This window comes from Methylocystis sp., assembly GCF_046349115.1.
Classification (GTDB): Bacteria; Pseudomonadota; Alphaproteobacteria; order Rhizobiales; family Beijerinckiaceae; genus Methylocystis.
Window position 1 is genome coordinate 164,884 of record NZ_JAXMCX010000003.1, and the last position, 17,123, is coordinate 182,006.

19 protein-coding genes and 1 pseudogene are annotated in these 17,123 nt (G+C 61.2%); 10 read left to right on the forward strand and 10 right to left on the reverse strand.

The features are described from left to right. Positions 1–470 precede the first annotated feature (470 nt). Positions 471–869: a carboxymuconolactone decarboxylase family protein gene (locus tag U1E20_RS10320; protein ID WP_409980522.1), complete on the forward strand. Its 399-nt coding sequence runs from the start codon at positions 471–473 to the stop codon at positions 867–869. Between the two features lie 53 nt (positions 870–922). Here U1E20_RS10320 and U1E20_RS10325 read toward each other — a convergent pair whose 3' ends face one another. Both U1E20_RS10325 and U1E20_RS10330 read right to left on the reverse strand, forming a co-directional pair. Further along, complete coding sequence (locus tag U1E20_RS10325; RefSeq protein ID WP_409980523.1) at positions 923–1,279, reverse strand: DUF5615 family PIN-like protein; 357 nt, start codon at positions 1,277–1,279, stop codon at positions 923–925. Between the two features lies 1 nt (position 1,280). Further along, complete coding sequence (locus U1E20_RS10330) at positions 1,281–1,511, reverse strand: DUF433 domain-containing protein (protein WP_409980524.1); 231 nt, start codon at positions 1,509–1,511, stop codon at positions 1,281–1,283. A 58-nt stretch (positions 1,512–1,569) separates the two neighbouring features. On the opposite strand from U1E20_RS10330, the pseudogene U1E20_RS10335 reads away from it, so the two are divergent. Together U1E20_RS10335 and U1E20_RS10340 are read left to right on the forward strand one after the other, a co-directional pair. Next, positions 1,570–1,743 (forward strand): annotated as a pseudogene (locus tag U1E20_RS10335) (carboxymuconolactone decarboxylase family protein); the annotation flags it as partial. 167 nt (positions 1,744–1,910) lie between these two features. Next, on the forward strand, positions 1,911–2,201 hold the full coding sequence (locus U1E20_RS10340; RefSeq protein WP_409980808.1) for a GIY-YIG nuclease family protein: 291 nt from the start codon (positions 1,911–1,913) through the stop codon (positions 2,199–2,201). Positions 2,202–2,583: 382 nt separating this feature from the next. On the opposite strand, the gene U1E20_RS10345 is transcribed toward U1E20_RS10340, so the two are convergent. Both U1E20_RS10345 and U1E20_RS10350 read right to left on the reverse strand, forming a co-directional pair. Continuing rightward, complete coding sequence (locus tag U1E20_RS10345) at positions 2,584–2,901, reverse strand: type II toxin-antitoxin system PemK/MazF family toxin (RefSeq protein ID WP_409980809.1); 318 nt, start codon at positions 2,899–2,901, stop codon at positions 2,584–2,586. A gap of 15 nt (positions 2,902–2,916) precedes the next feature. Continuing rightward, complete coding sequence (locus tag U1E20_RS10350; protein WP_409980810.1) at positions 2,917–3,174, reverse strand: AbrB/MazE/SpoVT family DNA-binding domain-containing protein; 258 nt, start codon at positions 3,172–3,174, stop codon at positions 2,917–2,919. 225 nt (positions 3,175–3,399) lie between these two features. On the opposite strand from U1E20_RS10350, the gene U1E20_RS10355 reads away from it, so the two are divergent. From U1E20_RS10355 to U1E20_RS10365, 3 genes are all read left to right on the forward strand, one after another. Continuing rightward, complete coding sequence (locus U1E20_RS10355; protein ID WP_409980525.1) at positions 3,400–3,765, forward strand: AAA family ATPase; 366 nt, start codon at positions 3,400–3,402, stop codon at positions 3,763–3,765. A 388-nt stretch (positions 3,766–4,153) separates the two neighbouring features. Further along, positions 4,154–4,330 (forward strand): AAA family ATPase, encoded by a 177-nt coding sequence (locus U1E20_RS10360; RefSeq protein WP_409980526.1) that lies wholly within the window; start codon positions 4,154–4,156, stop codon positions 4,328–4,330. Between the two features lie 114 nt (positions 4,331–4,444). Continuing rightward, positions 4,445–4,672: a hypothetical protein gene (locus tag U1E20_RS10365; protein WP_409980527.1), complete on the forward strand. Its 228-nt coding sequence runs from the start codon at positions 4,445–4,447 to the stop codon at positions 4,670–4,672. A gap of 530 nt (positions 4,673–5,202) precedes the next feature. Here the strand turns inward: U1E20_RS10365 and U1E20_RS10370 are convergent. The 3 genes from U1E20_RS10370 to U1E20_RS10380 all read right to left on the reverse strand — a co-directional run bounded on the left by U1E20_RS10370 (position 5,203) and on the right by U1E20_RS10380 (position 8,528). Continuing rightward, positions 5,203–6,831, reverse strand: coding sequence for a CTP synthase (locus U1E20_RS10370; RefSeq protein WP_409980528.1), 1,629 nt, complete (start codon positions 6,829–6,831; stop codon positions 5,203–5,205). Positions 6,832–6,935: 104 nt separating this feature from the next. Further along, positions 6,936–7,880: a preprotein translocase subunit SecG gene (gene secG, locus U1E20_RS10375; protein WP_409980529.1), complete on the reverse strand. Its 945-nt coding sequence runs from the start codon at positions 7,878–7,880 to the stop codon at positions 6,936–6,938. Between the two features lie 168 nt (positions 7,881–8,048). Continuing rightward, a complete protein-coding gene (locus tag U1E20_RS10380) occupies positions 8,049–8,528 on the reverse strand; it encodes a hypothetical protein (protein ID WP_409980530.1) in 480 nt (159 codons plus the stop codon). A 243-nt stretch (positions 8,529–8,771) separates the two neighbouring features. Between U1E20_RS10380 and leuB the strand changes: the two genes are divergently transcribed. The 3 genes from leuB (at position 8,772) to U1E20_RS10395 (ending at position 13,250) form a co-directional block, all read left to right on the forward strand. Beyond that, positions 8,772–9,881 carry a 3-isopropylmalate dehydrogenase gene (leuB, locus tag U1E20_RS10385; RefSeq protein WP_409980531.1) on the forward strand — a complete coding sequence of 370 codons (1,110 nt, stop codon included), beginning with the start codon at positions 8,772–8,774 and terminating at the stop codon, positions 9,879–9,881. A 549-nt stretch (positions 9,882–10,430) separates the two neighbouring features. Next, entirely contained in the window at positions 10,431–11,090 is a 660-nt protein-coding gene (locus U1E20_RS10390) for a hypothetical protein (protein WP_409980532.1), read from the forward strand. Positions 11,091–11,537: 447 nt separating this feature from the next. Next, positions 11,538–13,250, forward strand: coding sequence for an alkaline phosphatase family protein (locus U1E20_RS10395; RefSeq protein ID WP_409980533.1), 1,713 nt, complete (start codon positions 11,538–11,540; stop codon positions 13,248–13,250). A 132-nt stretch (positions 13,251–13,382) separates the two neighbouring features. Here U1E20_RS10395 and folE read toward each other — a convergent pair whose 3' ends face one another. Then, positions 13,383–13,955 carry a GTP cyclohydrolase I FolE gene (gene folE / locus U1E20_RS10400; RefSeq protein WP_409980534.1) on the reverse strand — a complete coding sequence of 191 codons (573 nt, stop codon included), beginning with the start codon at positions 13,953–13,955 and terminating at the stop codon, positions 13,383–13,385. Between the two features lie 142 nt (positions 13,956–14,097). Beyond that, entirely contained in the window at positions 14,098–15,219 is a 1,122-nt protein-coding gene (locus tag U1E20_RS10405; RefSeq protein ID WP_409980535.1) for a hypothetical protein, read from the reverse strand. 313 nt (positions 15,220–15,532) lie between these two features. Here U1E20_RS10405 and U1E20_RS10410 point away from each other — a divergent pair, with 313 nt between their 5' ends. Next, the gene (locus U1E20_RS10410; RefSeq protein ID WP_409980536.1) at positions 15,533–16,777 is read left to right on the forward strand and encodes a cytochrome-c peroxidase; all 1,245 of its coding nucleotides are present in this window, start codon (positions 15,533–15,535) and stop codon (positions 16,775–16,777) included. Positions 16,778–16,787: 10 nt separating this feature from the next. Here U1E20_RS10410 and U1E20_RS10415 read toward each other — a convergent pair whose 3' ends face one another. Continuing rightward, positions 16,788–17,108, reverse strand: coding sequence for an SH3 domain-containing protein (locus U1E20_RS10415; RefSeq protein ID WP_409980537.1), 321 nt, complete (start codon positions 17,106–17,108; stop codon positions 16,788–16,790). Positions 17,109–17,123 lie beyond the last annotated feature (15 nt).

Sequence of the window (17,123 nt, forward strand, 5' to 3'; positions counted from 1 at the left end):
GGCGCAAGGCGGATGACATATTGAGCGCGCGACCGGCGTTTTCGTCGGCGCGCGCAATACATTTGTGATTTGAGGTTATTCGCGAACGCACATTCGGCCGGTTCCGTCTGCGTCCCTTTGCGCTTATAAGTCCTGGAGACTTTAGCGCCTGCCGCAATTCTTCCCCATGGACTGCTCTTGCGCCTCGCTTCGCTGCCAAGATTGATGCTCTTCTTCCTTGCGCTGGCGCTGTCTGGCTGCGGCGTGAATTATCATGTCAATCCGGGCCCGCGCACATGGCCCGCCGCCCCGAGCGCGCCCGACAAGTGAGCCGCAGCATAATGTTTGCGATTGAATAGGCCGGCTTTCCGCCGTCATCGCGAGCGCAAGCGAAGCGATCCAGAGCCGCGGAGCGGCGCGTTGAATTGCGTCGCTGACGCTCGCAATGACGCGAACCGATCAGCCGGAAAGCGCATCACACGGGAGAGATCATGGCCACGGTTCGACTGCTCGCCGACGAAGAACTCTCGCCGCAGGCGCAGGAAGTCTTCGCCGACATTCGCGCAACCCGCAAAAGCGAGTTCGTGAACAATTTCTGGCGCGCGCTGGCGAATGATCCGGCGACGCTGAAACGCACCTGGGAGAGCGTCAAGCAGGTGATGGGTCCGGGCGTGCTGGACTCGAAGGTCAAGGAGATGATCTATATCGCCGTCTCCATCGCCCATTCCTGCCCCTATTGCATCCATTCGCACACCGCCAGCGCTCGTTCCAAGGGCATGAGCGAAGAGGAATATCGCGAACTGCTGGCGATCGTCGGAATGGCGTCCGAGACGAACCGCCTCGTCACCGCACTCGGCGTGCCGATCGACGAGGAATATCAGGTGGGGTGAGCGGGCGCTCTGACGTGCGGAAACCCAGCCTAAGACCGCACAATTCTCAGCTGTCACATTTTCAGTTCTCGCATCCGTACTCGCCCCGGCTCGAAGACGGAGAAATGCCCGATCCAGTCATCTCGCTCCGCGATCCGCGCCGCGAGCGCGTCGCCTACCGACGCAGCCGGCGGCGTCGCCAGGCGAAACAGGATGATGCCACATGATCGCGCGAAATCCGCCCGCCGAGCCAACTCACCGAAGTCCTTGTCGAAGGTGAGCAGAATTCGCCGCTCCCCTGTGGCCAGCGCAAGAACGGCTTCGTCGCTTGCGCCAGACGCCGTTTCGCAAATCCAGACCACATCACGACCGGCGCGACGCAAGGCGAACACGCCCTCGGCGGGAAAATTCTCATCGGCGAGAAAGCGCATCTCAGGCGGCGCTTGGGTAGATTTTCTCCGACTTCAAGGCGTCTCGCGCATAAGCGAGGCAGGCCGAAATGTCTTCGCGCGAAAGAGTCGGGTAATTGCGCAGAATATCCGCCTCGGACCAGCCGTCGGCCATGAGCCCGATGACAAACTCGACTGAAAGCCGCGTCCCGCGCACCACCGGCTTGCCAGCAAGAACCTGCGGGTCGAGCACGATGCCAGGATGGTCCGTCATTGAGGCAATCTCCTTGCGCCAATATACACCGCCTAGCCGCAAACCACATCATGCGCTCTGCTCGCTTTGCATCCATTCGCACACGGCGAACGCCCGTTCCAAGGGCATGAGCGAAGCGGAATATCGCGGCCTGCTGGCGATCGTCGGCATGGCGTCCGAGACGAACCGCCTCGTGACGGCGCTCGGCGTGCCGATCCACAAGGAATATCAGGTGGGTGAGCGCGGCTTTTAAGCCTGGGCGCATCCTCTCCGCGTCATGCCCGCGCTTGTCGCGGGCATCCACGCGGCGCGGCAACGCGAACCTCTCAGCCTTTGCGCAGCCTCTCGGCGTGGATGGCCGGGACAAGCCTGGCCATGACGTGGGTTGTCTCCTTGCCGAGACGCCGGCACCATGCGCTCATGCGCGGCGGCTGGGTTTACATGATGACCAATCGGCCAAACGGCACGCTCTATCTCGGCGTCAGCAACGACCTCGCGCGTCGCGCTTACGAGCATCGTGAAGGCCGCAGTCGCGGTTTCACGCAACTCTATGGCCTCGAGCGCCTCGTCTGGTACGAACCGCACGACGATATCCGCACCGCGATACAGCGCGAGAAAACAATGAAACACTGGCCCCGCGCCTGGAAGGTCCGTCTCATTCTCGCAATAAATCCGGATTGGCGCGACTTATACGATGACTTGGCGAACTGATCGGACAACGTTCAGGCGCACTCTCTCCACGTCATGCCCGCGCTTGTCGCGGGCATCCACGCGGCGCCGCTACGCAAGTCTTGCAGCATTCGCGCAGCCTCTCGGCGTGGATGGCCGGGACAAGCCCGGCCATGACGGCTGAACGATTGCGCAAAACTCTCTACGCACTGCAGCTACAATCGATAGGCGCGTTCTTTCCGCGTCATGCCCGCGCTTGTCGCGGGCATCCACGCGGCGCCGCTGCGCAAGTCTTGCAGCATTCGGGCAGCCTCTCGGCGTGGATGGCCGGGACAAGCCCGGCCATGACGCGCCAAAACAAGCGACCCTCCACGTTTATAGGCGCATCCGCTCCGCGCCATACCCGCGCTTGTCATGGCGCCGCCTACTCCAATATCGCGGCGAGTTTCGCCAAGGCCTCTTCGACGATTTCCGGCGGCGCGGCTTCGAGCCGGCGGGCGCGGCGCGCGCCGAGATCGAGCGCGCGGGGCTGGTCGCAGCGGATGACGCCACTCGTTTGCGTGCCGGCGCCGGTCAGCGAAACCGCGAAGCCGGCGGTGCGGGCGAAATTGCCGCCGCTCGTGATCGGCAGGACGATCGGCGTTTTCGTCAGAAGGTTGAAGGCGGTGGGCGAGACGATGAGCACCGGCAGCGCCCCCCGCTGCTCATGGCCAGACGTCGGATCGAGCGAAACGAGATAAATGTCGCCGCGCTCCTCCTAAATCAGCTCTGACCCTTGCGCCCCGTCGTCGAGCCAAACGCGCTCTTCCTCGGACGGCGCCGCCGTGGCGTCGCATTGCGCCAGAAGCTCGTCGAGCTTGTAGCGGGGCTTCGCCGCCGGCTCGATGATGAGCCGGCCATTGTCGACGGAAAGGCCGACCGTCGCCCCGGCGCGCAGTTTCAGAAGGTCAAGGATCGCCGGCGGCACCGCCAACATGACCGAACCGCCGACTTTGCGCAGAACGGTGGTGTGCATCATGGGTCTCACCTGATGTTATATGAGGATTTAACTCATGACTTGCCGACGGCAATTTTCGGAGCATGGAACAGTCTTTCGGCGGAGGTGCGACCCACAAGCGCTCTTGTCGCGCGCATACCTGTGATTGGTGTGAAGCATGGGGAACAAAATAAAGTTCAGGATGCATCTTCGTCCACATAAGGGTTATAATTATTAATATTCAACGGGCTGACATGATTCGCTATGGACGAGTTGCACCAGTTCACGCGTGTCGAGTTCACACGCTTTAAGGCATTCAAATCTTTCGTTCTTGAGCTCCGACATTTCAATGTGCTAGTTGGCCCAAATAACGCAGGCAAGTCTACGATCCTCGCAGCATTTCGTATATTGGCAGCCGGCATGCGTCGCGCTGGCGCTAGGAAGGCGAGCTTAATCCATGGACCTCAAGGGCTCACCCAGGGACACGATGTTGACCTAAAAACGATATCAATTGCAGAGGAAAACATTTTCTTCGACTACGATGGTAGCGAACCTGCACTCATCAAATTTAAGCTGTCTAATGGGAATATTCTGACGCGCGCGCTGTATTTTCCGGAAGCCGGAGTTTGATTTTCCGATGAGTTTTATTTGATACCTGACGAGGGAAAGGCTGTATCAACTCCCTCCACGTTCGAAAAGCACTTCAAATGTCAAATAGGATTTGTCCCAGTTCTCGGACCTGTTGAACATCATGAACCTTTACGAAAAGGAAGCCGCGAGGTTGGCGCTTTATAATTACAGAGCATCTCGTAACTTTAGAAACATTTGGTATCATTACCCCGAGCGTTTTGAGGAGTTTCGTTCAGTTCTTCAGCAAACTTGGCCGGGCATGGATATACTTAAACCCGGAGTTAGATATATCCTATGGAAAACCTCGTCTTTTTATGTATTGCCCTGAGCAGAGTCGAAACCTAGGGAGCTTTACTGGGCATGAGTGGGGTTCCAAGTCTGGTGTCAAATGCTAACTCATATTATCCAAGCGACCAAAGTTTCTATTTTTCTGATCGACGAGCCAGATATCTATTTGCACTCAGATTTGCAGCAGCAATTGTTGGGACTGTTACGAAACCTTGGGCCTGATATACTGATCGCAACTCACTCAACAGAACTTATTACTGAAACCCGAAACGGATGACATAGTCTTAATAAATAAAGCCAAAAAACATGGTCGCAGGATCAAGAATCCATCAGAACTTGAAGATGTTTTCAGTATTCTCGGATCGAATGTAAATTAGCGGATTCGTACCAATTGGCTAAAACGAAACGAGCCTTGTTTGTGGAAGGAAAAGATTTCCAGATTCTTGGTAAGCTCGCACGAAAAATTGGAGACCATGATGTCGGCAATCGCCGTAATTTTGCTGTCGTGCCTGTGGAGGGATTCAATCCCGAACGAATCAAAAATTTAAAAGCAGGAATGGAAACCACTCGGCATCCAGATTATCGCGGCTGCAATTCTCGACCGAGATTACCGCTGTAAATTCGAATGCGATAGCATCAAAAAGGAAGTGTGCGCATTTTTGTAACTTCAGCTCCATTCACGACTGCAAGGAAATAGAGTTTTTTGCTGGCCGGACGCGATAGACCGCGCTCTCGCGCAAAAGCTTTCTGAGCGTCGACGCCGCACAGGCGAGGTTGGCGAATATACGCCTATGGCTCGGAATTGCCTTTGCTTCGCGGATGAGAAGAAACATACGTAACGTCGCAGCTCATCACGGAGCGACGCCGCTTCGAACGTGCCACGCTTTCAGGCGCACATGACGCTCAAATAAGTCAGGCTGCACTTGAGGATTGTGCGAGTGGGCAAAGATAGATCGGCGCTTAGCTATGGTGCCAGGTAAGGAAGCACTGAGCTACCTAAATAAAGTTGCGCAAGAGCGGCACGGCGTGAGCTTGACGACCACAGCTATTGTGGACGCAATGAAAGTCGATGAAATTCCTCCAGGCTTGCGTGAGTTAGTCAAGCTTCTATGTGAATTCTCTCAGATGAACCTAAGATAGAGGCGAGAGTCACACCAACCTACTCTGCGCCTTCGCCGCGGCGATAAAGCTCGCGAACAGCGGGTGCGGTTCGAACGGGCGCGATTTCAGTTCCGGGTGATATTGCACGCCGATGAACCAGGGGTGGTCGGGGATTTCCACCGTCTCGGGCAATAGCCCGTCCGGCGACGACCCCGCGAACAAAAGCCCGCAATTCTCCAGCCGGTCGCGATAGGCGAAATTCACCTCATAGCGGTGGCGGTGGCGCTCGGAGATTTCACTTGCGCCGTAAATCTGCGCGATGCGCGAACCCGGTTTCAACAGCGCGGGATAGGCGCCAAGGCGCATGGTGCCGCCCATGTCGCCGCCCGCCGCGCGTTGCTCCAATTCATTGCCCTTCAGCCATTCGGTCATCAGCCCGACGACCGGCTCCTCGCAGGGGCCGAATTCGGTCGAATTCGCCTTTTCGATTCCGGCCAGAGCGCGGGCGGCTTCGATCACCGCCATCTGCATCCCGAAACAGATGCCAAAATAAGGCACGCCGCGCTCGCGGGCGAAACGCGCCGCGAGAATCTTGCCCTCGGCGCCGCGTTGGCCAAAGCCCCCCGGCACCAGAATGCCGTGCACATGTTCAAGATGCGCGGCCGGATCGGCGCTCTCGAAAATCTCCGATTCGATCCAGTCGAGATTGACCTTCACGCGGTTCGCCAGACCGCCATGCGCCAGCGCCTCGATCAGGCTCTTATAGGCGTCCTTCATCTCGGTATATTTGCCGACCACCGCGATGGTGACTTCGCCCTCGGGATTATTGATGCGCTGCGTCACCGCATTCCAGCGGCTCATGTCGGGCTTTGGCGCCGGCTCGATGCCGAAGGCGGCGAGCACCTGGGCGTCGAGCCCGGCGGCGTGATAGGCGCGCGGCACGTCGTAGATGTTCGACGCGTCGCGGGCCTCGATCACCGCCTGTTCACGCACATTGCAGAAGAGGCCGAGCTTGCGGCGCTCCTCGCGCGGAATCTCGCGGTCGGTGCGGCAGAGCAGAATATCGGGCTGAATGCCGATCGAGCGCAGTTCCTTCACCGAATGCTGGGTGGGCTTCGTCTTCAACTCGCCGGCGCTTGGGATGTAAGGCAGCAGCGTCAGATGGATGTAGATGCAGTGATGCGGCGGCAGATCGTTCTTGAGCTGGCGGATCGCCTCGAAGAAGGGCAGGCCCTCGATGTCGCCGACCGTGCCGCCGATCTCGATCAGCGCGAAATCGACATTCTCATTGCCTTCCAGCACGAATTCCTTGATGGCGTTCGTCACATGCGGAATGACCTGGATCGTCGCGCCAAGATAGTCGCCGCGCCGCTCCTTATTGATGATGTCCTGATAGATGCGCCCGGTGGTGACATTGTCCTGCTTCGTGGCCGGGCGGCCGGTGAAGCGCTCATAATGTCCAAGGTCCAAATCCGTCTCGGCGCCGTCGTCGGTGACGAAGACCTCGCCGTGCTGATAGGGCGACATCGTGCCCGGATCGATATTGAGATAGGGGTCGAGCTTGCGGAGCCGAACCGTATAGCCGCGCGCCTGCAACAGCGCGCCGAGCACCGCCGACGCCAGACCCTTGCCAAGTGAGGAGACCACGCCGCCGGTGATGAAGATATACCGCGCCATGGGCTTTAACGCCTAACGCCTTTCAAGCGATTCTGGTAGCGAATTATTGGGCCGGGGGCCTTAACCCCCAGCCGAAATTGTACGGTGCGGATTTTTGACGCGCCTTACTGAGTCGGCGCTTTCCAGATCGTCGACGGCGCGGGCTTGTTTTCCGGCTCGGCCGGCTTCGCCTCCGGCGCCGCTGGCTTGGCTTCCGGGGCCGCCGGCTTGGCTTCCGGGGCCGCCGGTTTGGCTTCCGATTCGGCGGGCTTCGACTCCGCGGGCTTCGACTCCGGCGCTTTTGGCGCTTCGGTCTTCGGCGCTTCCCACTTCAGGCCTTCGGTCTTCGAGGCGTCGGGCTTCGGCGCTTCTGGCTTGGGCGCTTCCACTTTGGGCGCTTCGGCGGCCGGGGGCGCGGTCGCGGCGGGAGCGGCGGGCGCTTCGCTCTTCGGCGCGGGGACGGTCATTTCGGGCTTGGGCGCCTCGGCCTTTGGCGCCTCGGCGGGCTTCGGCGTCTCCGCGGCCGGAGCCGCTGCGGCGGGCTCCTGGGCCGGGCGCAGCGCCGGCGCCTCTGAGGCGGGCGGCGTGGCGGCGGGCGGCGTCACGCTCGGCGGAGCGGATACGGCCGGCGGGGTCGCCGTCGGCGCGCTGCGCTGCTGACGCTGCTGCTGAGCGCGCTGAAGCTGGTCGAAAATGCTCTCCTTGCCGGGCTCGGGCGACTGTTCGGGCGCGCCCTGGTCGCCCTTGCCTTCCGCCTTGCCGTCGCTCTTGCCCTCGGTCTTGGGAAGCTCCTTGAGCTGGATCGTTCCCTGTTCGAGCGATTTGGTCCAGTCGTCGCCGCCTTCCCTGCGGCGCTCCCAGGCCGGCAAGACGGTCAGCGCGATGCTGGTGAGAAAGAAGATCGTCGCGAGAATGCCGGTGGCGCGGGTGAGGGCATTGGCCTGGCCGCGGCCGGTGAAGACGCCGCTGCCGCCCATGCCGAGCGCCCCGCCCTCGGACTTTTGATAAAGGACGAGAATGACGAGCGCCGTCACCACCATCAGGTGGATCGCGATAATGACCTGCTGCATGTGAACCCTTCCCGCGCGCCTGAGCCGAAGCCGGCGCCCATCCGTTGGGCGGCCTTCTACACCAAGCGCCGCGCGCAAGGAAGGGGCGACAGGCGGCGCGCGCCGCCGCGCAAGCGAAACATCGCGAGCCTTAACGGCTCGCGATCTCCGGGTCGTCCGAGACGCCGATCAATAGAAATTGCCGTCCTGGCCCTTCCACTTCGAGCCTTCCTCGTCGAAGCGGGTTTCGTCCTTGAACTCGATGACCTTGCCCGGCTCGATATATTGCTTGTCCTTGATCATCTGATTCTGGATCGTCGTCGAATAATAGCTCGTATTGTTCGAGCAGCCGGGCTTCGCCGCGTCGCCCTCGGGCTTGCACTCGAGATTGGCGCCGTTCGGGAAGCGGACATTCGCGGTGTAATAGAACTCATATCCGGCATGGCCGGCGCCTTCCACGTCAAGCGGCCAGAAGCGGGTGATCTCGAATTTCTCGATCACCGCGTCCTTGTCGAATTTCTTCTTGACGAGATTTTCGAAGACCTTCTTCGCGTCCGCCGGCTTGGGCTCGCAATTGACGAGGCAGAAGGCCTTGGCGGGCGTCGCGGCGGCGAAGGCGCCAATGATGCCAAGCGCCATGATGCGGATAATGGTTTTGTAGCTCTTCATCTTGCGTCTCCCAACTGCGCGGAACTGCGCATCGCTTCCCGCCGACGTCGCTCGTTGTTTGACGCGTCTCGCGCGAAGCCCCTTTGCGTTTGACATTTTTCAAGCTGCACGGCTTCACGAGAGGTCGCAAGGCCGTCGCGTCGCGCGAATTGTCGCACGACCGGAAGAAGTCTAGCGCAGTTGCGTCGCCTTGTGACGCGCTCTATTGACGGCCCGAGCGTCAAAGTCGATGAAGAGGAATTCATGGCCATATACAAGCTCCTGCTCCTGCCGGGCGACGGCATCGGTCCGGAGATTTCCGCCGAAGCGGAAAAGGTTCTCGCCCTCTTGAATGCGGCGGGCGTCGCCAGCTTCGAGATCGAGCGGGGGCTCGTCGGCGGCGCGGCCTATGACGCGCATAAGCAGGCGATCAGCGATGCCGACATGCGCCTTGCGCATCAGGCCGACGCGGTGCTGCTCGCCGCGGTCGGCGGGCCGAAATGGGACGGCGTCCCTTATGACGTGCGGCCCGAAGCTGGGCTTTTGCGCCTGCGCAAGGATTTGGGCCTTTTCGCCAATCTGCGCCCGGCGATCTGCTATCCGGCGCTCGCCGACGCCTCTTCTTTAAAGCGCGACATCGTCGACGGGCTCGACATTATGATCGTGCGCGAACTGACCGGAGGCGTCTATTTCGGCGAGCCGAAGGAAATCACCGATCTCGGCAACGGCCAAAAGCGCGCCGTCGACACCCAGGTCTATGAGACCTACGAGATCGAGCGCATCGGCCGGGTCGCCTTCGAGCTGGCGCGCAAGCGCAATAACAAGGTGACCTCTTCGGAAAAATCCAATGTGATGAAGTCGGGCTATCTGTGGCGCGAGGTGATCGCCGCGCTGCATAAGCGCGAATATTCCGATGTGACGCTCGAACATATGCTCGCCGACGCGCTCGCGATGCAGCTCGTGCGCTGGCCCAAGCAGTTCGATGTCGTCGTCACCGACAATCTCTTCGGCGACATGCTGTCGGACGAAGCGGCGATGCTTACTGGCTCGCTCGGCATGCTGCCGTCGGCGTCTCTCGGCGCGGCGAACGAAGCCGGCAAACGCCATGCGATGTATGAGCCCTGCCATGGCTCGGCGCCCGACATCGCCGGCAAGGGAATCGCCAATCCGATCGCCATGATCGGCTCGCTCGGCATGGCCCTGCGTTACAGCTTCGATCGGCCCAAAGCCGCCGACGCGATCGATTCGGCGATCGCCAATGTTCTAGCGAAGGGATTGCGCACGGCCGACATCAAGGGCGACGCGCCGTCGACCGTCTCAACCAGCGAGATGGGCGACGCGATCGTCGCCGAATTGAAGAAGACGCTGTCATAGCGGTATTTTTTGGCGATCGTTTTACATTCGAAGGATGCCGGGCCGCGTGGCGATCGCGCGGGCCGTCATCGCGCTTGATTGCTCGATCCAAAGCGGCGCGCGGCCAATCTGCCGATCGAGTTCGATCGGCCGAAGCTTAACAATCGTCCTTGTAATGTCGATGGACATAAATCAGACTGAACCAGTTCAATGCGGCCAAAACACATCGAGGCTGGTTCTTGCATGAATGAGATTGTCATAGGGAAGACGATCAGCCGAGCCTTTTGCATTCTGATTCTCGCCGTCGCCGCCAAATTGTGCGGTTCCGCGGCGCTTGCGCAGGTTTGCGTGGAGACGCCCGAAGCATACCGCAGGTTTTGGGAAAGCTGCACGCCCATCGCTTGCGTCAGTCCAAAGCTCTACAGCACAATCGCGGTTGGCTCCCCAGGCGACGTCACAAACCCTTATCCCAAAGGCTTCCAGTGGGCGTGGAGCAATGGGTTCGAAAATTTGGAAAAATACGCGCTATGGCGCCAGAAACAATGTCGCAACCCGGCCTTGGGCGGGACGTTGACTCGAGAAATTCTGCTTTACGTCGGCTTCAGCCCTCAATCCATCGTCGCCGGACAGACCTATACGCTTTTGGTCATGGATCTCAGCCAGGACGCAAGCCTCTTCGTTCCCACGATCGAGGGCTGGGCGAGGGCCTTTCAAAGCGCATTTAGCCTGAACTTGCCGCTCGAGACGCAAAAGCGGCTCACACTTAGTTTGACCGGAAGTCAGCTCAATCAGACCGACCCCGCCAACCCGGTCAGTCCGACAAGCAATTTCTCCAGAATCACCGGATGTTCCGCCGTGTCCGCCGCGTTGTGCTCGGACGCGCCGCTAACGCTGTGCCAGCCCGACTACCGCAGGGCGGCGGATGCGATCAAAGCTTTTCTGCCATACAATCCTTCCCCCAACGCGACCACCAGAAATTGCGCCGACGCCTTCAAGAGATATGTCGGCGATAGGCCCGCGACGCCGGCGGAAGCGCGCGCGATGCTCGTCTATTGCCAGGACGTCAATCCATGCAACAGCGGACTTGGGCTGGGGTTCAACCCATCATTCCCGGCCCCGGGGGGCGCCTTGCTTCAGCATTTCACCGGCCGTGAATATGTGTTTTTGAACCAAACCGTCGAGGCGCTGAAAGCCTCAAAGATCGTCCTCTCGCCTCCCAACTCAAGATAGTGGAAGTCGAAGCACGCAATGCGACGTCGAATTTGAGACGGGCAGCGTCATGATTTGCCGAAGGACGCGGCGTTGACGATTGCGATTATGTGACGGTCAGTTCACGTTGCGAATGTCGATCTTGAATCGTGACGCGTTTGAATTTTTTTTTTGTTCGCGCAGGATTTGAGCCGCGTCCGAACCGACGCCAGCGCTCGGCGCGCCGCGCCGCGCCTCTCTCTCACAAGCCATTCAGACGACGATTTCTGAGCATCGGATTTCCCGCTTTTCGCTCCTTGACGGTTGCGATGAACCGGAAAACTCGGGTTCAGCCATCCGCCCAGACTCTCTCAAACGCCCTCATCCAGAAGTCGCGAGAGCTTTGTTCAATCCGTCATCGACAGGTCATCAATACGAAATTTAGCCAAGCTAAGCACAAGCCTGCCATCAACCAAATGGGGGCGGGAGATGCTGCTCAAGAAAAGCTTGGGAAGCCTTGTGGCGTTTGCGGCGTTCTGTGTGGCTTCGAGCGGCGCTCGCGCCGACTCGCTTTATGATTACGACCATATTGTTGTCATATACCAGGAAAATCACAGTTTCGATAATCTCTACGGCCTCTGGGGCGCGGTGAATGGGAAGCAGGTTAACGGCCTTCCCTTCGCGGATTTCTGGCATACGAAGCAGGCGCGTTTCGACAATAATGCGACCTTGTATCACTGTCTGCTGCAGAACGACGTCAACCTGACCTCGCCCACGCCCTTGGCGACGAAATGCACGGATTCGACCGGCGCGACGCCTTTCGTTAGCGCTTTCGGCAACGCCCCGTTCAAAATCGACTCTTACATCGCATCAACCGATACAACCTGTCCGAACCCGTACGGAGCCTTCTCTGCGAATGGCTTCCTGAAAGGCGCGGGACTGCCCGGCGGCTGCACCCGCGATCTGGTGCATCGATTTTACAATGAGCAGTTCCAGATCAACGGCGGCAAACAAAACCGCTATGTGACGGGCAGCGACGCCGTGGGGCTCGCGATGGGCTACTACGACACCACCCAGCTGCCGCTGTACAAATATCTGCGTGGCCCGCGCGCGCCGAATTATGTCATCGCCGATAATTTCTTTCAGGCGGCTTTCGGCGGCTCCTTCCTCAATCATCAATGGCTGATCGCGGCGACGACCCCGGTCTTCGCCGGCGCGGCGAATGACGCGGGTTCGACCGATTTCCACTCCGTGGTCGACGTGAACGGCATGCCGACAAGCACGCCGCTTTATACGAGCCCCCTCGGGGCGACGGCGAAGGATGCGCAGCTCACCGCCTCCTGCAATCCGCCGAACGGCCGTCCGGCGACGCCGGCGGGCGTGGTTTGCGGCGACTACGCAATCAACACGATCCAGCCTTTCTACCAGCCCTATTCGCCGGGAACCGCCGACGCCAAGCGTCTGCCCCCGCTCACCAACGCGACGATCGGCGATCGTCTGTCGGCGCGTCAAGTCAATTGGGCGTGGTTTGCGGGCGGATGGTCAAACGCCAATGGCGACAAGAACGCATTGGGCTGGACGAACGGCGCAGGTCCGTCCTGCGCAGACCCCAAAGCCAATACGGCGGCGACGTTTCCGAACTGCCCCGACAGGCTGTTCCAGTTCCATCACCACCCGTTCAATTATTTCGCGGCCTATGCGCCGGGAACGACCGCGCGCGCCGATCATTTGCGCGACGAGGCGGAATTTTTCGACGCGGCGAAGCGCGGACGCCTCCCGGAAGTTAGCTTCGTCAAGCCCCTCGGCGCCGAGAATGAGCACCCCGGCTATACGAGCGAGACCGGAGGCAGCAACCATCTCGTCGATCTGGTGAAGGCGATCGTCGAGGGGCCGAATGGTCATGATACGCTGATCATCATCACTTACGACGAGTTCGGCGGCGCTTGGGACCACGTCCCGCCGCCGTCGGCCGCCAACCAGATCGGACCTTACGACGTTTGGGGGCCGGGCACGCGCATTCCGACGATCCTGATCTCGAAAAAAATGCAGCGGTCGAGAATCGATCACGTCGCGCATGACACGACTTCTATTCTCAAACTGATCGAGCTGCGTTTCCATCTCGCGCCGCTCTCGACGCGCGACGCTCGCGTCCAGAGCCTGGACAGCGCGCTCGGAGACGATCGGGACAGCACTCATCACTGATCATCGCGAAAGGGCGAGGTCACTCGCTCTTTGCCCGCCCTGACATGCGTCACATGAAAAAAAGCGCCCCGCCGTTATGCCAACGGCGGGGCGTTGCTTTGACCGCGCGTCAAGCCGCTGCTCACGACGAGCTCACTTCCCATGCACCATGCCGAGGAATTCCTCGCGGGTGCGCGGGTCGTCGCGGATGACGCCGAGCAGCCGGCTCGTCGTCAGGAGCGAGCCGGTGGTGTTGACCCCGCGCAGCGTCATGCAGCTGTGCTCCGCCTCGATGACGACGCCGACGCCCTGCGGCTCCAGAATGTCCTGGATCGCCTCGGCGATTTCGGCGGTGAGCTTTTCCTGAATCTGCAGCCGGCGGGCGAAGCCGTGCACGACGCGCGCAAGCTTCGATATGCCGACGACGCGCTTGTTGGGCAGATAGCCGACATGGGCGCGGCCGGTCACCGGCAGCAGATGGTGCTCGCAGAAGCTGACGACGCGAATGTCCTTTAGGACCACGAGTTCGTCATAGCCGCCGACCTCGTCGAAGGTGCGCTTGAGATAATCGCGCGGATCGACGTCATAGCCGGAGAAGAGCTCGCGATAGGAGCGCGCCACCCGCTCCGGCGTGTCGATCAGCCCTTCGCGATTGGGGTCGTCCCCCGCCCATTCGATGAGAACCCGCACGGCCGCTTCTGCGTCAGCTTGGGTGGGTTTGGCCATGCCAGTCGCTCTCCGGTCCGTCGAAACGCGTCGCGCTCAATTTCTGCGATAAAGTCACAGGCTAGAGCGTTTGGCAAAGACCACGCCAAAAGAAAACGCCGGCGCGGGAGGCGCCGGCGTTTCCGATTGGGCTATGCCTGGGTCAGCGCACGATGCCGCCGATCGCCGATCCGACCGCATTGACCGAACGTTTGACGAAGCCCAGCGGGCCATCGCTCGCCGGCGCAGGCGGCGGCGGAGGCGGCGGTTCCGGCGCGGCGACGGCGAGCGGCTCGGCCGTGGCGGGCGCCGGACGGCTCGCGACCGGTCTCGTCGCGGGCTTCTTCGGCTTTGCGGTTTTCACGCGCGGCGCCGGCTTCGGCGCCCTTGTCGTCTCAGCCGCGGCGGCCGGCGGCTCCGAAACGGGCGCCGAGGGCGCCGCCGCTTGCGGCGGCTCCGGCGCGACCGCTTTCGCCGGCGCAACGGCCTTTGGCGGCGCGACCGCTACCGGCGGCGGAGCCGGCTCGGCGGGATCGGCGGCCGACGGCGCTGCGGCGACGGTCGGCGGCGACAGCTCGGCGGCGGGGGCGGCAGCCGGCGCCGCGGCCGTCGGCAGCGGGGCGAGCTTCGGCGCAACACCGGCCGCGGCGGGCACGGGAATGGATGTGCCCATCGATCCTACCGCCGGCGAAGCGGCGTCGGCCGCAGTCTCGGACTGGCTTTCGGCGGGTCCGGCAGGCTCCTCGGACGCCGTGGCGGCCGGCGGCGCGGCCTCGACCGGCTCGGCTGGCGCTTTCGCGCTTTCCTTGAGCGGCGGCGCGGTGGTGGGCTCCATCGGCGCGGCGTCCTGCGGTTGCGTCGCGGCGCTTTCGGCAGCCGGCGTGGCGGCGTCCGGCGCGGCCAGAGGCGGCGCCGTGGCCAGCGCCGGGTCCTCGCTCGGGTCGCCGCCCCACGGCCCGAGGACCCAGGTCAAGGCGGCGAGTCCGATGATGACGATCGCCGCCGCGGCGAAGAACAGCGCGCGGCGTCCGCCCTCGCGTTCGTCCTCGGGCTCGTCCTCGAATTCCTCTTCCGTCGCATAATTAGCGCTCCAGGACTCCTCGGCGCGCGGCGCCTGAGGCGACGGCCCCGGTCTGATCGCCACATCGGAGCGCTCATGAGCGGTCTGATCCGCGATCCTGGTCGCCGGCTCCAACGGCGGCGCCTGGCCCAAGTCACGACGCAGCAACTCTTTAAACTCGGCAAATTCAGCCATCAGCTCCTTGTCGTCGCCGATATCCATCATGCCAGAACCCTTTCGTTGCCGCGCGCCAGGAACTCCTCGACGAGTCGCGCGCGGTCACACCATCCGGGCGGAAACAAACGCAAAAATGTGGCTGTTCTGGGCCGATTGGTTGCGCTTGGCCATAATATATTGATTATCAATAACTTATACGAACTCGGATGGCTGTTTTCGCCGGCCGCCGGGCAAGATGCGACACTAATCCGCGCCCTTGCTGGAAGTAATCCAAATTACTGAAATTGACCTTGGCGCTCGGCGATTTCTAAATGCCCGTGGCGCGGGGAACGCGTTTTCCTTTACCGGCGGACTGCTTCAAGTGACCCTATACGGCTTAAGCAAAGCGCGCCGGGCGGCGCTTTGCGCCGCCTTCTCATTGCTCGGCTCGGCGCTCTGCGCGCAAACCGCGCCATCGGGCGCGGTCGCGCCGGACGAGCGCGGCCTCACGCCACTGGAGCTTCTCGGCAAACGCGTTTTCGAAGATGTGAATCTTTCCAGTCCGGCGGGCGTCTCCTGCGCCTCCTGCCATGACGCCGCGAAAGCTTTCCAGGGCAATAATGGTTCGAGCGTGCCCGCGCTCGCGCGCGGCTCGCTGCCGACGTCGCTCGGCAAGCGCAACACGCCCTCGATCATGTATGCGTCCTACGCGCCGCCCTTCGCCTTCATCGACGACAAGGACGAGGAGACCGGCAAGGTCGAAAAAATTCCGGCGGGCGGACAGTTTTTCGACGGCCGCGCGCGCGATCTCCTCGCCCAGATCGAAGGCCCGATCTTCGATCCGCTCGAGATGAACGCGCCGTCAAAACGCTTCGTCGTCGAAGCGGTGCGCGACGGCGCTTACGCCGACCTTGCGCGCCAAGTTTACGGCGAGAAGGTTTTCGCCGATCCGGACGCCGCCTTCGAGAAGCTGGCGCAAGCCATCGTCGCTTTCGAAGGAACCGCGCGCTTTCATCCCTTCGCCTCGAAATTCGACGACTATCTGCGCGGCGAGGCGCAGCTGACGGCGCTTGAGAAGAAGGGCTTCGAACTGTTCAAGGACAAGAAGAAGGGCAATTGTCTCGCCTGCCACGCCGGCAAGGAAGAGTCGCGAAATCCCGAGGATTGGCTGTTCACCGATTTCACTTATGACGCGCTCGGCGGTCCCAAGAACAGCGCGATTCCCAGCGCAAAGAATCCCGACCTCGGCCTCTGCGCGCGCGCCGGACTCGCCGAGGCGGCGCCGGCGGACTTCAAGGTCGAGAGCGTCTGCGGCGCCTTCAAGGTCCCGACGCTGCGCAACATCGCCGTGACCGGCCCCTATCTGCATAATGGCGTCTTCGACAAACTGCGCGACGTCGTCGCCTTTTACGCGACGCGAGATACTGATCCGGGCCGCTGGTACCCAAAAGACCAGCGCGGCAAGCCGCAAAAATTCGACGATCTGCCCGCCTCCGCCCATGACAATGTCAATGTCGAGGAAGTCCCCTATGACCGCAAGCTGGGGGAAAAGCCGCGGCTCTCCGAAAAGGAGATCGACGCGATCGTCGCCTTTCTCGAAACATTGACCGATCGCCCAAAGCCTTGAGGCGTGGGACTTAGCAGGGAAACCGGTTGTGATAGCCAAACAGCGACCCAAAGGGCGCGCTGTGACGCAGTTCCGTCAGCGGCCAGGCGAAATATTGCGTGCTGCCCGAATAGGGATAGCCAAAATCGCAGCCCGACGTCTCGGTGACCCGCGACGACATGAACACGAGTTCGGGAGTCGCGACGAAATATCGCCTGTTGTCGACGGCGATGCGCGTCCAGCTTGGATCATCGCGTAAGATTTTGACTTCCGTTCCCGCCGCCGCCGTCCCAATCGCCGCATAATGTTCCTCCGGACCGGCGCGCAGCACCGCCGGATAGGCTAGCGTCAACTTGATCGCCGCCGC

Coding starts and splice junctions, on each gene's coding strand:
- U1E20_RS10355 (WP_409980525.1), top strand. CDS start 3,400: ATGGACGAGTTGCACCAGTTCACGCGTGTCGAGTTCACACGCTTTAAG.
- U1E20_RS10330 (WP_409980524.1), bottom strand. CDS start 1,511: ATGACGGACCATCCTGGCATCGTGCTCGACCCGCAGGTTCTTGCTGGC.
- U1E20_RS10340 (WP_409980808.1), top strand. CDS start 1,911: ATGCGCGGCGGCTGGGTTTACATGATGACCAATCGGCCAAACGGCACG.
- U1E20_RS10380 (WP_409980530.1), bottom strand. CDS start 8,528: ATGAAGAGCTACAAAACCATTATCCGCATCATGGCGCTTGGCATCATT.
- U1E20_RS10325 (WP_409980523.1), bottom strand. CDS start 1,279: ATGCGCTTTCTCGCCGATGAGAATTTTCCCGCCGAGGGCGTGTTCGCC.
- U1E20_RS10320 (WP_409980522.1), top strand. CDS start 471: ATGGCCACGGTTCGACTGCTCGCCGACGAAGAACTCTCGCCGCAGGCG.
- folE (WP_409980534.1), bottom strand. CDS start 13,955: ATGGCCAAACCCACCCAAGCTGACGCAGAAGCGGCCGTGCGGGTTCTC.
- U1E20_RS10370 (WP_409980528.1), bottom strand. CDS start 6,831: ATGGCGCGGTATATCTTCATCACCGGCGGCGTGGTCTCCTCACTTGGC.
- leuB (WP_409980531.1), top strand. CDS start 8,772: ATGGCCATATACAAGCTCCTGCTCCTGCCGGGCGACGGCATCGGTCCG.
- U1E20_RS10405 (WP_409980535.1), bottom strand. CDS start 15,219: ATGATGGATATCGGCGACGACAAGGAGCTGATGGCTGAATTTGCCGAG.
- U1E20_RS10350 (WP_409980810.1), bottom strand. CDS start 3,174: ATGCACACCACCGTTCTGCGCAAAGTCGGCGGTTCGGTCATGTTGGCG.
- U1E20_RS10395 (WP_409980533.1), top strand. CDS start 11,538: ATGCTGCTCAAGAAAAGCTTGGGAAGCCTTGTGGCGTTTGCGGCGTTC.
- secG (WP_409980529.1), bottom strand. CDS start 7,880: ATGCAGCAGGTCATTATCGCGATCCACCTGATGGTGGTGACGGCGCTC.
- U1E20_RS10360 (WP_409980526.1), top strand. CDS start 4,154: ATGCTAACTCATATTATCCAAGCGACCAAAGTTTCTATTTTTCTGATC.